Source organism: Gilliamella sp. Nev6-6 (assembly GCF_001690605.1).
GTDB lineage: Bacteria > Pseudomonadota > Gammaproteobacteria > Enterobacterales > Orbaceae > Gilliamella > Gilliamella apicola_C.
In genome coordinates this window covers 1-13,389 of sequence record NZ_LZHP01000034.1, presented here as the reverse complement: position 1 = coordinate 13,389, position 13,389 = coordinate 1, and the positions used below count along the sequence as shown (strand labels likewise).

The window sequence follows — 13,389 nt, the reverse complement described above, 5'->3', positions numbered from 1 at the left end:
TAGTTTACATTTTGGTATCTATTTTTTGGCGAACAATTTCAAATAAACAAACCCCCGTTGCAACAGAGACATTGAGTGATGAGACAATCCCCGCCATTGGAATGCTAACTAATTCATCACAGTGTTCTTTAGTTAAACGGCGCATACCTTCACCTTCAGCTCCCATAACTAACGCAAGTGAAATTGTTTTTGATGTTTTATAAAAATTTGTTTGATAAAGTGTTTTATTAGCTTCACCAGCAGTCCCAACAATCCAAACTTGATATTCGTCTTGCAACATTCGCATGGTGCGTGCCAAATTGGTCACTCTAACCACAGATACACTTTCTGCCGCGCCACACGCCACTTTTTGGGCTGTTGAGTTGAGTGGTGCTGAGCGATCTTTGGGAACAATAATAAAATCCACACCCGCTGCATCAGCCGTTCGAATGCAAGCACCTAAATTATGTGGATCGGTTACGCCATCTAAAATTAAAATAACAGGATTTGGCTGCCGTTCCATAAGTAGAGGAATATCATTTTCTTGATAACCTCGATTAGGCTTAACCATAGCCAAAATACCTTGATGTACTCCATTTTTCGCTTTTTCATCTAACCATTGACGTTGAGCAACTTTAACAGGCAAACCTAGTTGCTCTAATTGACGTACAATAGCGATAAGACGTTTGTCTTCTCGGCCTTTAATAATAAATACTTCAATAATTCTTTCTGGCGAGCGAGCTAATAATGCTTCAATTGCGTGCAAGCCGTAAACTGTTTCACTCATTTATGTTCTACTCTTTTATTTTATTAACTGATTTTGTTTTATTACTTGATTTTGGTTTACTTCGTTTTTTGCTTTTACTTTTGCTTTTATCTTTAACTTTTTTAGTAAGCGGTTTTGCACTATTTTTATTGGTTGATTTTTTGCTTTTTCGTTTAACAGGCAAATCAACTTTCTGATCGTTTTTTACTTGTTTTGATTTATCCTTGGCAGTCTTGCCTTGGCGTTTTGGCTTATTATTACTGCCAACTAAAGAAAAATCAATTTTACGCTCTTCAGGATTAATATTATCGACTTTAACTTGCACTTTATCGCCTAAGCGATAAGTAAAACGGGTATTTTCGCCAATTAAGCGATTATGCGCAGCATCAAAAAGATAATAGTCGTTTTCTAACGACGAAACATGCACTAAACCGTCAATGAACAATTCATCTAATCGAACAAAGAAACCAAAATTAACGACACTTGAAATGGTACCATTAAATACTTCACCAACATGATCTTGCATATAATCACATTTAAGCCAATCGACCACATCACGCACCGCTTCGTCAGCACGACGTTCAGTCATTGAACAATGTTCACCGAAATAGAGCATTTCATTTGTGGTATAACAATACCCGCCAGTTTTACTGGTTTTATGCTGTTTGTCTGCTAAAATCCATTTAATCGTTCGGTGTAATAATAAATCAGGATAACGACGAATTGGCGAGGTAAAATGTGCATATTCTTCAAGTGCTAAACCAAAATGACCACGGTTTTCTGGATCATAAATAGCTTGCTTCATAGAGCGTAAAATTACCGTTTGCAACATGTCATGATCTGGGCGAGTTTCAACTATCGCCATTAATTCGGCAATATCTTTAGGTTTTGGGCTAACCCCGCCACCAAGTGATAATCCAAGTTCACTTAGAATGCTACGCAAGTTATTTATTCTGTCTTCATCTGGTCTGTCATGCACTCGAAATAATGAAGGTACTTGAGCATTAATCACCAGTTTTGCTGCCGAAACATTAGCTAAAATCATACATTCTTCAATGATTTTATGTGCCACATTTCGCTGAGCAATTTCGATACTTTCGATGCGCTTATCGGCGTTAAAAACAAATTTCGGCTCTTCAGACTCAAAACCTATCGCACCGCGAGTGATACGGGCTTTATCAAGCACCTGATATAAGCCATAAAGGTTCTCAAGATGCGGTACCAATTCGTGGTAATGCTCACGCAATTGCTCATCACCGTCTAAAATTTTAGCCACTTTAGTATAAGTTAATCGAGCATGTGAATTCATCACGGCTTCGTAAAACTCATACCCTGTTAAACGTCCTTTATTTGATACGGTCATTTCGCAAACTAAACATAAACGATCAACTTGTGGATTTAACGAACACAGCCCATTTGATAGCTGTTCTGGCAACATAGGTACAACTCGTGATGGAAAATAAACCGATGTACCACGCAAGCAGGCCTCTTTATCCAACGCTTTGCCTAATCTGACATAATAACTGACATCGGCAATGGCAACCCATAAACGATAGCCACCACCACGATTTTTTTGACAATAAACGGCATCATCAAAATCACGTGCATCTTCGCCATCAATAGTAACTAAAGGCAATTGGCGTAAATCCTTTCGCCCTTTTTTAGCGCTTTCTGGTACGTGTTCAGTAAATTTACTTACCTCTTTTTCGACTGTTTTAGGTAGTTCGTAAGGAATTTCGTGATTACGCAAGGCAATATCAATAGCTAAATTGGTACCCATTATTTCACCAAGCACTTCTTTTATGATACCAACAGCTTTTTGATGGCGTTCTGGGCGCTTTTGTAACTCGACGACGACCACGGTTCCCATTCGAACTGTACGATTGGGTTTACCTGCAATTAAAATATCGAAGTTTAAACGGCTGTCATCAGGAACAACAAAGCCTACGCTTTGTTCGATAAAATATCGCCCGACAATTTGATTATTGCGTGGCTCTAAAATCCGCACAACACGAGCTTCCATTTTACCACGATATTGTGTTCCCATTGGCTGTGCTAAAATCACATCTCCTTGTAACACTTTTTTCATCTGTTCTGGTGATAAAAAATAGTCTTCAGGGTTGCCTTCTACTCGTAAAAAACCAAAACCATCACGGTGTGCAATCACGCTACCTTTGACCATATCTAATTTTTCAGGCAGCGCATAACATTTACGTCGAGTAAATACCACTTGACCGTCACGCTCCATTGCCCGTAAGCGACGATGTAACGCTATTTTTTGTTCTTCGTTTTTAATTGCTACCGCTTGGGCAATTTTTTCTAGGCTTGCGGGTTTCGCTTCTTGTTTAAGGTAATCTAAAATAAGTTCACGGCTGGCAATGGGGGAATCGTACTTTTCGGCTTCGCGGGCATAAAAGGGATCTTTTATCATAAGGGAATATCCTGTGCTCAAATATTAATGCTAGCATAACATAGAGAGATATAACTTAAAATAAACATTCAATTTATAAACAATAATATCTTTAATTAAAAAAACTAAACTTTAACGGAATACTTTTAATTGCGAATCGATTTAATATAATTTTTTGTTATTTTGTAAAATAATTATAATATTAGTTCCATTTTTTTCTTTTTTTATAGCGTTTCGGTCGAACGAGAAAATCGATGAAATAAATATACAAAATAAGAATTAAAAGAGCCCAATGTCGTTTACGATTTAACGTTTTATCATTAGTATAGACCGTTGCAATATATCCCGAAAAATAATACCGAATAAAAAATCCAATAATAGATAAAAAATAATAACTCATACAGACTAAAATACTCATGTACATCGACCTTATTTTATAATATTACCAGCCCTATCTTTTCGATATGTTGAACCATCACTGCTTTCACAACGATAATAATCGGGTGCATCGTCGTTACCTATTGTCATTATCAATGAACAGTTCTCAACAATTTGTCCAACATTAATGATTGTTTTCTATCATGTGATCCTCGCCCAAAAAACGGACAAATGTCACCTTTATGATATAACTAACAATTATAGGAGAACACATTATGTATCAAAAAATTTAGTGCACAAGTCGGCGAGGTACCAATAGAAGTACCAATATATGAAGCAACATCTGTTACCATACCCATTACCGCTAATCTGCCGTCAGTTAAAAGTTAGCGTATCAGGTTATTCTGTTTGGCTAAAGCATGAACCAAATTAAATGAGCTATTTGAGAATATCAAAGCACTTTATTGGCAACATGAAGCCCGTTTAGATGCACCAAGCTTAGTACATGATATCAGGGGGCAAGGGCTAGGATGTATCATACAGAAAGGTTAGTTGAGTATGATAAAAATCAGTCAGAAAAGTCATTGATTTTATTCAAGTTTTTATTTTGTGACATAATAAAAAATAATCACATTAATCCTTTTGCTACAAACCTATTATTATGATGTGCTGGCTAATACATAAAGTATATTAATAAGTATTTAATTTGTAACTCGCTCAAAAATACTTTATTTTGTTGTCGATTTCCTAAAGGGATATTATTACCAGTGACCAAGAAAACCCAATATTGCAGTGCTAATTTTAAGCAGTGAGTGTTACAACATGGACTTAGCCAAAGTATGCTCCGAGCAGGCAATTGTTAGGATAATGCCATTACCGAAAGTTTTTCATACGTGAAAAACCGTATTATTCATGATGACAAAACACAGGAAGCAGCCAATAAAAAGCTATTTGAATATATTGAAACTGATTATAATCAAGTTTGCTGACATTTAACTCATGGTTAGATATCGCCTGAACAATATAAAAAGCAGTATTACGTTAATAACATATTTATAGAAGCGAGTACTGTCTAATATTTTGGCGAGAATCAACTAGCGGTTTTATAAGAGCGCCTAATAATTATGACTTAGAATACGTTACACATAATCGGTCACAAAAAAAATGAGGGCAACCACATAAAAACTGAATATTTTATTGGCCAAGCTGAAAAATCAGCCTATTTTTAATAATTTTAATAAAGTGAGATAAGTATGAAAGAACTTTCGAATGTAGATCCTGATTTAGAGCAAAATATCATATCTATTGTAGAAGACGGCAACGTTTTTAATGTCAATAAAAACTGTAAATATCCCATACTTAGTACAAAGTACAATAATCACATAAAAAATTTTGTTATATATTATTTAATACTGCTAAACAGCTACTGACCTATACCGACCCCCGCGTCCACTGCATCCACTACCAGCACGCCCCTTGCGGACTAGTGCACACCCGCATTGATGCTACCTGACGCAAACTCGGCTTTAACTACGATGCCTATAGCGTCTTACCCCCCCCCCTCATCTCTGAATGGCTATCCGGAAGAGTTGACCGACGAAAACGGTAACATACTGTGGGAATGTAGCTTTCAGTTATGGGGAAAACGGGATCAGGAAATTGAACTCCAATCAATAAAGCAAAACCTCAGATATCAGGAACAATATTTAGACAGAAAAACCGACTTACATTACAATACGTTCAGGTACTATGAGCTGGATATAGGCTACTTTACCTAGCTACACCCGATTAGATTGCTGGGTGATTAATCGGTATCAGTATGCGCTTAAACGAGTTGACCTGGGTGGATTGTGTGGGGGGACTGCCCGCCGTCTAGAAAAGAGCCTACCACTTTCTGATGCTACTAAAATTTATAGAATGAGTACGGATTTGATTTCAATCCTCGATAAATAGAAGCTATAAAAGTAAACTATTGGGCATTTTCAAAGGATGTAAAGGGTAATGGTGAAAGACTATATTGTTTCATTTAGAGATAAACAGAGATATGCTCTTATAGAATATAAAAAAATTAAAAAGTTTGATCATTATTATGAAGGCGTGATTATTGAATCTCATTTTCCGAAAGCAGTAACTTTTTTTATTAATGAATGTAATTTGATTATTAATGATATGGCGATATCCCTTTTGGATGAGATTGAAGAAAAATTATATTCTTATGATATTGGTTTAGAAAACAGTTGTTCTAGAATTTTTGATATTGAATTTATTGATAAAAATAAAATTTCTTTTTTTACAAAATACCCCTCAAGTAGGGGTTATTTAGATAAATATCCGAATAGTTAATTAATATAAAAATCGTCATATTCATGAGTCACTGGCGCGGATAGATAAACCAGGTAATGAACCCGAAAGGGTAATGCTCATCCACACCAACCTGAACGGTTGTTTAGAAGAACTTACCGATGCAAACAGCGAATTACTCTGGGAATGCAGCTTTCAGCTATGGGGAAAGCAGATTCATGAAATTGAGCACGAATCAACAGAGCAAAACCTCAGCTATCAGGGACAATATTTAGAATTACAAATACTACAAATAAGCAAAATTATAGAACAGATGGAACATGGGGAAAATTTCACAGTGATAGAAATGCAGCTTATATTCCATTAGGTGGATCAGGATATTAATTTATGAACGAAAATATACTATACAATTTTTTGAAAAATAAACCCTCCTATTTAGATTATGACGATGAAATAAAACTAATAAGCATTATGACTAAACTACCTATGAGTTGGCTCATTAAAAATAAAGACGAATTTATTCATGCTTTAGAGCAATTATCTGACTCTCATACGGGAGGTAATGGATTTTTATTCCAAGAAGAAAGTGACGATATTATATTTGATAATTTTTGTAAATGGTTAATAGAAGTAAATAATAAAACCAGTATACCAACATTAATGTATATTGATGACTTCTCAAGTGATGGACTAGATGATTTTAGAAAAAATACAAGTTCAGATAAGTAAAGATATAAATAATATTAGATCTAAACCTTTATATGTCTTGAATTGGTATTTAGAAATACTATTACCATGTTATTTATCAATAAAAATTCTTAATCAATAAATAGTTAACAAAATAAAAGCTTATTCATTAATACTAGAAAGAACCAGAAGAGCTTACCGCTGCAAACGGCGAATTAGATAGATTTACCTAGTCTGATACGATTAGATTTAATCTGTATCATTATGCGCTTAGTGGGTTGACTTGGATTGATCCGTGGGGGGATTATCCGCAGGATGTGGTTCTGATTCACAAAATTAGCTAAACCTGTCCAAGATTTATACATCGGAACATATGGCAAATCTAGAGCAGCTAATATAAAAAGCGGACTTAATCCAACTCATACTCCACATCATGTAGTTCAAAATGCAGTAAGCCCAACAACTCATAGAAAAGGAATAACTATTGATTTAACAAAATATCTTCATGAATTAACTTGGGCTTATAGAAAGCCTATTATTTCAAGATTAAACAATCGAGAATATTTAACAAGAGATATTCGTGACCTTAAAAAAATATTAAACAATGCTGAATATAGTTGTGAGGTAATAAACAGACAATTAAGTGAAATAATTAGGCAAAACAAAAATCTTGGAATGATTAAAACTATGACTAAAGATGACGCATTAAATTTCTTATTAAGACATCAACCCATGCCTTCTGATAAAGATCTAACTCAAGATATTATTAACAAATATGATGACGTACGAAAGTTTTTTATTAAAAATCCAGATAGAAAAGCAATTGAGTTATTTTTAAGATCTTTTGGTGAAGGTGATGGATGGGGCGTATATCAGTTGGTAGAAGATTTCTTTTATCAATGCTGTAATATTGATGTAAAAAAAGAAATCCAAAAAGTTCTTGAAGATATAACAATACCAGACAGTATTAGATATTGGGTTACACAAATAGCCGCAGCTTTTAGTGATGAAATATTAAGAATATGGACTTCAAGTATCTTTGCAATCTAAAAATATTGATATAAGAGATGCGGTCAAAGTGGCAATTAATCAATTAGATGAATATAAAAAGAAAAACTAAATTAGAATGCTAAAAAATAAAGTGCTGAAAACATCCGAAAAAATCAACGCCAAGTAGATATAAAAGGTAATGAAGTTAGTAAAAATAAGCCAGATATTCAATTTGATTTAGATGGTAAACACTATAATATTTAAAACACTATAATATTTAATTGGATACAACATTAAAGGGGGAGTTTTGGATATCAAAAATATAATTCCAAGACTTGATCCTAATGCCAGAAATACATTTTGATTAATTGATAATTTAGGAAATATTTTAAATGGCTTTTCAAGATACTAATAAGATGTTAGCGTTTTCCATAGTTAATAGTAATCTCACCGAGATTGAAAGCATTATTCAAAATGGATTAAACTGGTCGTGTGAACCGCAAAAAAGTAGAAAACGAATTGAAGAAATACATTTGAATGTTCAAAAAGGCAGCGCTTTACCACCAGTAGGCGCTTTTTATTATTCATGTGTGAATGATAATAAACTAATCTTTGTATCTAATTTATCTGATGGTTGGGATTCCTTACTCTATTGTATAACGGAAGCAAACCATTCAAGTTATCTATCATTTAGGATACTACTTGGAGCTTACCCCTTAGTAGAGATGAGTTTTATCGATTCTGGAAAAACTGTCCGCTTAGTTAGAGCAATGAAAGAAGATAAATGGCTTTTCTATGAAAAAGGTGATCTTTTATGGTTTGAAGACAAAGAACAATATAATAAAAAACGAATTAGAGATAGGGTTACCTATGATCTATTACTTTCATATGCAAAAAAGAATGATATTGACTTCCTCTAATTTTTTTAAAACAAAAAAAGAGTCATTATGGTTATATAAAATACGGTAGTTTAAAAAAACAATAAAAGTTATTAGCACAATTGTAAAATTAAGCTTTTCCTAACCAAAAGGGCATAATAAATGTTTCTTCCATTCTCAATTACTGCCACTAGTAGCCGTATTAAAATAAAATCAGAATATTAACGTTACGTGATTGTCTAATCGTCAACCACATCGCCCCCTGCTAGATAGGCGCACCATCAACAGCCTGTATATCTATACCAACCAGAGTAGCTACGAGCCGCTAGCAAGTATAGACACAGACGGCAACCATGAACAACATATCCGCTACTTCCAAAATGACCTGAACGGCTGTTCGGAAGAACTTACCGATGCAAACGGCGACATCGTCTGAGAATGTAGTTATCAGCTCTGAGGTAAGAAGATTCAGGAAACTGAACGCCAATCAATAGAGCAAAACCTCAGATATCAGAGGCAATATTTAGGCAGAGAAACCAGCTGACATTACAATACTTTCAGGTACTATGATCCGGATATAGGTAGGTTTACCCAACCCGATAGGCTTAGCCGGTGGCATTAATCTTTATCAGTATGTGCCTCAATGGGTTGAGTTGGCTTGGATAGATCCGTGGGGATTGAGTTGTGTAAAATGGAATGGTAGAGCTCAAAGATTTTATGGGGAAAATGGTCGATTTATTTCTAGAGCCGAATCAGCTAAGGCGACAAGAATTAATCCTCAAAAACAAGCGTGACATATCCAAGGTACTCCTCCAATACCAAATCAACTGCGTAAGCTACGATTTGGAAACTGGTAGTCATGTTGGAACGGGCCCTAATAAAGGAGCCAAACTAAAGTCAGGGTTCATATCGACTTTAAAGGCGAAGCACATGGACATCCTGCAAGAAGGGAGCTTTGACATTAATGTATAAACAAAAAAAAGAAAGGATCTTATGTGATATTCTAAATGCATATCATGATTTAAAAAAAACAGATTTCCATTTCGTGATGGAAACATATAATTCACTAAAATATAAAGAGGTAATAAATGATATTTATTCTTTATTTAGATTTAAAGTTAAAGATAATACCGATTTAAATTATGATGTTTGCATATCATTAGAATTTGATTATCTAAATAAATCAATGTTTTTATATTTGTCCTTAGTGTCAACATATGCTTTTTTACTTTATGATGATAAAGTTATTGATAGCAATGATGATGTTTATCAATTATTTACTAACTTAATGGATATACTATCTTCTAATAATTTTGTTTTATTAAAAAAAAACGAGCTTTTATATGAATTTGATATAGATACCTCACCTTTCGGTGTTAAGGATAAAAAGGCATCAATTTTAGGGTTGCTATTTTCATTTGGTTTGTCGGTTAACTAAAAACAATAGCCTTTTTATTTGGGCACAGCGTGGAAATAATTGAAGGGCATATTATCTCCTTCCCCTAAAACTCAATGAAGACTTGTTCCAGATAATATCCAAAAAATTAATCTCACGTGTAAAAAAGTATTTACAGTGTGGTATGTCCTGGTATGTCCACACTTTTTAGTACCAAAAAGATAAGGTCATAGATTCATTTTATATTCAATGGGTGACTGGTAATTTAAAGACGAATGAAGCCTGTTGTAATTAAACCAATCCACATAGTGGTTAAATTGTAACCTGAGTTGTTCAAGTGAATCAAAAATCGTGTTTGACACAAATTCAGTTTTCACCGCTTTAAATGTTGCTTCAGCAACAGCATTATCATAAGGGCATCCCTTATGGCTTAATGAACGCTCAATGCCAAATTCCTTTAAACATTCATTAAGGAGATGATTATCAAATTCTTTTCCTCTATCTGAATGAAATAACTCAACTGAATTTAAGTTAATAGGGATTTGGCTGATAGCATCCATAACCAGTTGAGCATTTTTATGTTTTCCAGCACTTCGTCCCACGATTTCTCGATTGCTTACATCAATAATCACACAAAGGTAATGCCATTGTTGTTTTACTCTCACATAAGTTAAATCAGTCACTAACACTTTTCGTTGTTGGCCTACGGTAAACTCACGATTAAGTTGATTACTTACTGTTGATTCGTTGCTTTGTTCTGTATTAGCACGATATTTTTTACAGGTATATTTTGATACTAATCCGTTTTCTTGCATGATTCTACCAATTCGGCGACGGGATAATAGTATGCTTTTCTCCCTAAGCTCTGCTTGTAGTCGCCTTGTTCCATAGGCTTGATAGTTATCGTTAAATATCGCTTTCACTTTTTTACTAAGCTCTTTGTCTGTTTTTTTACTGGTTAATGGTTGTTGATAATAAAATCGATTTCTTGACACTTGTAAACATCGACATAACGCACGTAAGCTATATCGATGTTGATTCTCGGTGATTAATTTGATTTTCGTTCTATTATCAACGCCGCTTGCTTTAGGATGTCATTCTCCATTAACAATCGCTTATTCTCTTTACGTAGGGTTATGAGCTCATTTTCTTGAGTACTACGATTAGCTTGAGCTGTAAACTCACCAATAGTTTGATATTGCTTTATCCACTTATCTAATGCGGATTTAGTCAGGTCGTATTCGGTGACAATATCCGCTCGTTTTTTGCCATTTTGGTATAACATTACCCTCTGTTTTTTAAATTCATTACTAAAACTGCGTTTTTCTCTTCTTGAAATGAGATTTGTCATTGTTGGTTCCTTTTGTTTTTTGGTTATCATAACAATGACCTTATTAAACTGGTACTAATTAGTGTAGCCTGTCCAATGCAATCGGGAGACAGTATTGAGGCAGAAATACTGACCGTGTTAATTTTGGCATTAACGCTAGAGGTCACAAAAAGGGCCGTTAATAACATCATTGAGGTCTGTTTAAGGTTCATCCTGACCTCGCTGCTTGATAAGCTGTAAAGCAATCGAAACATCGGACTTGCCATAAACCACGTAGCGATTATCTTGAATCACCGCGGGAATTTTAATAACACCTAATTGATAAGCCGCTAACGCATCTTGTAAAGTCTGTTTCATGTTTTTTTGGTAGCTGCTTCCTAACGTCGTTAATCGTTCTTTGACGAGTTGTTCAGCCTGTACAGGATCATTTGGCAGATTGTCAGATAAGGAAGCATGAAGCTTGATGCTGTCATCCAGCATAATGATTTTGGCATTATCGGGGATATTGTGCAGAGGATGTACACTGTCCGTCACGATAGTGACTGAAGCGTAAGCATTTAAGCTGCATAGCAGTAAGCTGATGATAAGTAATATAGGGTTGATTCTCATGGATTGCCTTCAATGTAATTGCAATGCATGAGATTTAAACGGAATTAGGCGTTTTGAACGAGGTTAAATAGAAAATAGGGAATGTTTATTTTTATATGTGAAAATGGAGTTATAATACTAATGCCCACAAGTGAGCATTAGTATTATATAAATTGATTGTTATTTGAAACGTTCTTCTAGTATTGGTTTTAAATTTCGACGACCATCTATCACCATTTGAATAACTACTATTTTTTTGTTTTCATTAATTTGATAAATGATTCGATAGACTTTAAAACTAATTTCCCGATAACTAACCTTCTGAGTACCATAAAACTCTGCTAGATTAGCACCTCGTTGAGGAAACATTTCAAGTGTTTTAATAGTTTTTAAAAGTTGATTAAACACATATTTTGCATTTTCAATACAATCATTTTTTTTGATGTAATTATAAATATGCTTAATGTCTCGTTCTGCACTTTTAACAATGACTACGCTATAATTAACCGTCATCGTTAATTCTCGCTGTCTGCCGCTAAAATTTCATCAAAGACTTCATCGACTGAACGATATTGCCCTTGTTCCATTTCTTGAGCAGCAACAAGCAACCGTTGTAACATTGCAATTTTGTGCATTTGCTCGTCATAATCATTAACTTCCATTAAAACGGCTTTAGCTTCACCGTTTTGTGTAATAACAAAGGGTTGACGTTCCTCTGCTAACTTGCTCATGACTTCGCCTGTATTATTTTTCAAATACGTGATAGATTTAACTTGTCCACTTAATTGCATCATAGACTCCTTATTGGAAATTTAACTCATTTAATTATATACCTAATTAGGTATTAAAAAAATACTTAGTTATATTTGTTTTACACACCAAACATAACTTCTCTCGTCGTATTACAAATCATGAGGTTCTTTTGGAATAGATAGAAGAAAGCACCCAAAGGGTACTTTCTTAATAGTTAAAACCTAATTAATTAAATGATGAGGTGACTTAGCCTTTAGGGGAATTAATAATCTTTTTATCAGTAAGATAAACGGGATATAAACCACCTTGTAACTACCCCCTAAAATAGTACAACTAAAAAGTAGAAAATTCTCTATGATAAAAGTAAAAGAGGATTTAATGATGAAAAAAATGACTGAACATCAAATCGTCGCTATTTTAAAAGAAGCTGAAGCGGGTATTCCTGTTAAAGAACTGTGCCGTAAATATGGCATGGGTAATTCAACTTTCTATAAATGGCGAGAAAAATACGGCGGAATGGAAACGTCGAATATTAAACGCTTAAAAGAGCTAGAAGCGGAAAACCGTAAGCTTAAACAGATGTTTGCCGAACTGAGCTTAAAATCCCAGCTTCAGGAAGAAATCATAAAAAAGCTTTAGTGCCCACAAAGGCGCGTAAAACATGGGCACAGCAACTACAACAAAATCATTCGGTTACTATTGCAATGAGTTGTGCCATTGTTGGTTTAAGCCGTTGTGCTTACTATTATCAACCTAAGTTGTAGGATGATTCGGTGATTGTTTCGGTGTTGAATGCTATTACAGATAGGCATTTACGCTGGGGCTTTCCTAAATGTTTTAATCGTATCAGAAAGCTCGGCTATCAATGGAATCATAAACGGGTATATCGGGTGTATTGTGAATTAAAGCTTAATCTCAGGGTAAAGCGTAAAA

The 13,389-nt window shown here is 34.5% G+C and carries 14 protein-coding genes and 4 pseudogenes; 12 read left to right on the top strand and 6 right to left on the bottom strand.

Annotation, left to right across the window (positions count from 1 at the left end):
• Positions 1-4: 4 nt before the first annotated feature.
• Together rlmB and rnr are read right to left on the bottom strand one after the other, a co-directional pair.
• Positions 5-766: a 23S rRNA (guanosine(2251)-2'-O)-methyltransferase RlmB gene (rlmB, locus tag A9G42_RS04630; RefSeq protein ID WP_065652771.1), complete on the bottom strand. Its 762-nt coding sequence runs from the start codon at positions 764-766 to the stop codon at positions 5-7.
• Positions 767-773: 7 nt separating this feature from the next.
• Positions 774-3,176, bottom strand: a complete 2,403-nt coding sequence (rnr, locus tag A9G42_RS04625; protein ID WP_065652770.1) for a ribonuclease R — start codon at positions 3,174-3,176, stop codon at positions 774-776.
• Between the two features lie 1,859 nt (positions 3,177-5,035).
• Here rnr and A9G42_RS14680 point away from each other — a divergent pair.
• From A9G42_RS14680 to A9G42_RS04590, 9 genes and pseudogenes are all read left to right on the top strand, one after another.
• Positions 5,036-5,170: pseudogene (locus A9G42_RS14680) on the top strand (hypothetical protein); the annotation flags it as partial.
• A pseudogene (locus A9G42_RS14675) lies at positions 5,144-5,308 on the top strand (RHS repeat-associated core domain-containing protein); the annotation flags it as partial. The pseudogenes A9G42_RS14680 and A9G42_RS14675, both read left to right, overlap by 27 nt.
• Before the next feature lie 226 nt (positions 5,309-5,534).
• Positions 5,535-5,876, top strand: a complete 342-nt coding sequence (locus tag A9G42_RS04620; protein ID WP_065587841.1) for a hypothetical protein — start codon at positions 5,535-5,537, stop codon at positions 5,874-5,876.
• Between the two features lie 73 nt (positions 5,877-5,949).
• Positions 5,950-6,201 carry an RHS domain-containing protein gene (locus A9G42_RS04615; RefSeq protein WP_065587842.1) on the top strand — a complete coding sequence of 84 codons (252 nt, stop codon included), beginning with the start codon at positions 5,950-5,952 and terminating at the stop codon, positions 6,199-6,201.
• Positions 6,202-6,221: 20 nt separating this feature from the next.
• Positions 6,222-6,563 (top strand): hypothetical protein, encoded by a 342-nt coding sequence (locus tag A9G42_RS04610; protein WP_065652769.1) that lies wholly within the window; start codon positions 6,222-6,224, stop codon positions 6,561-6,563.
• Between the two features lie 690 nt (positions 6,564-7,253).
• Positions 7,254-7,641 (top strand): annotated as a pseudogene (locus tag A9G42_RS04605) (hypothetical protein).
• A 262-nt stretch (positions 7,642-7,903) separates the two neighbouring features.
• Entirely contained in the window at positions 7,904-8,431 is a 528-nt protein-coding gene (locus A9G42_RS04600) for a hypothetical protein (protein WP_065652768.1), read from the top strand.
• Positions 8,432-9,042: 611 nt separating this feature from the next.
• A complete protein-coding gene (locus A9G42_RS14070; RefSeq protein ID WP_218057848.1) occupies positions 9,043-9,183 on the top strand; it encodes a hypothetical protein in 141 nt (46 codons plus the stop codon).
• A 170-nt stretch (positions 9,184-9,353) separates the two neighbouring features.
• Entirely contained in the window at positions 9,354-9,827 is a 474-nt protein-coding gene (locus tag A9G42_RS04590; protein ID WP_065652766.1) for a hypothetical protein, read from the top strand.
• Between the two features lie 185 nt (positions 9,828-10,012).
• On the opposite strand, the gene A9G42_RS04585 is transcribed toward A9G42_RS04590, so the two are convergent.
• The 4 genes from A9G42_RS04585 to A9G42_RS04565 form a co-directional block, all read right to left on the bottom strand.
• Positions 10,013-11,124 (bottom strand): IS3 family transposase gene (locus tag A9G42_RS04585; protein ID WP_143426099.1). Its coding sequence is split into 2 segments (ribosomal slippage): positions 10,013-10,875 and positions 10,875-11,124, totalling 1,113 coding nucleotides; the frame shifts between segments, so codons are not numbered across the junction.
• Positions 11,125-11,316: 192 nt separating this feature from the next.
• Positions 11,317-11,724, bottom strand: coding sequence for a TIGR03757 family integrating conjugative element protein (locus tag A9G42_RS04575; RefSeq protein ID WP_065652764.1), 408 nt, complete (start codon positions 11,722-11,724; stop codon positions 11,317-11,319).
• Positions 11,725-11,883: 159 nt separating this feature from the next.
• Positions 11,884-12,216: a type II toxin-antitoxin system RelE/ParE family toxin gene (locus A9G42_RS04570; protein ID WP_065652763.1), complete on the bottom strand. Its 333-nt coding sequence runs from the start codon at positions 12,214-12,216 to the stop codon at positions 11,884-11,886.
• Between the two features lie 2 nt (positions 12,217-12,218).
• Positions 12,219-12,494, bottom strand: coding sequence for a type II toxin-antitoxin system Phd/YefM family antitoxin (locus tag A9G42_RS04565; protein WP_065588882.1), 276 nt, complete (start codon positions 12,492-12,494; stop codon positions 12,219-12,221).
• Positions 12,495-12,834: 340 nt separating this feature from the next.
• Between A9G42_RS04565 and A9G42_RS04560 the strand changes: the two are divergent.
• From A9G42_RS04560 to A9G42_RS14670, 3 genes and pseudogenes are all read left to right on the top strand, one after another.
• Positions 12,835-13,060, top strand: a pseudogene (locus A9G42_RS04560) (transposase); the annotation flags it as partial.
• 34 nt (positions 13,061-13,094) lie between these two features.
• Positions 13,095-13,220: a hypothetical protein gene (locus A9G42_RS14260; protein WP_257006351.1), complete on the top strand. Its 126-nt coding sequence runs from the start codon at positions 13,095-13,097 to the stop codon at positions 13,218-13,220.
• 33 nt (positions 13,221-13,253) lie between these two features.
• A partial coding sequence (locus A9G42_RS14670; protein ID WP_442903190.1) for an IS3 family transposase occupies positions 13,254-13,389 on the top strand: 136 nt, incomplete at its 3' end.

Bases quoted from the DNA above. Each gene is read 5' to 3' on its own strand.
- rlmB (WP_065652771.1), bottom strand. From the start codon at position 766: ATGAGTGAAACAGTTTACGGCTTGCACGCAATTGAAGCATTATTAGCT.
- rnr (WP_065652770.1), bottom strand. From the start codon at position 3,176: ATGATAAAAGATCCCTTTTATGCCCGCGAAGCCGAAAAGTACGATTCC.
- A9G42_RS04620 (WP_065587841.1), top strand. From the start codon at position 5,535: ATGGTGAAAGACTATATTGTTTCATTTAGAGATAAACAGAGATATGCT.
- A9G42_RS04615 (WP_065587842.1), top strand. From the start codon at position 5,950: ATGCTCATCCACACCAACCTGAACGGTTGTTTAGAAGAACTTACCGAT.
- A9G42_RS04610 (WP_065652769.1), top strand. From the start codon at position 6,222: ATGAACGAAAATATACTATACAATTTTTTGAAAAATAAACCCTCCTAT.
- A9G42_RS04600 (WP_065652768.1), top strand. From the start codon at position 7,904: ATGGCTTTTCAAGATACTAATAAGATGTTAGCGTTTTCCATAGTTAAT.
- A9G42_RS04590 (WP_065652766.1), top strand. From the start codon at position 9,354: ATGTATAAACAAAAAAAAGAAAGGATCTTATGTGATATTCTAAATGCA.
- A9G42_RS04575 (WP_065652764.1), bottom strand. From the start codon at position 11,724: ATGAGAATCAACCCTATATTACTTATCATCAGCTTACTGCTATGCAGC.
- A9G42_RS04570 (WP_065652763.1), bottom strand. From the start codon at position 12,216: ATGACGGTTAATTATAGCGTAGTCATTGTTAAAAGTGCAGAACGAGAC.
- A9G42_RS04565 (WP_065588882.1), bottom strand. From the start codon at position 12,494: ATGCAATTAAGTGGACAAGTTAAATCTATCACGTATTTGAAAAATAAT.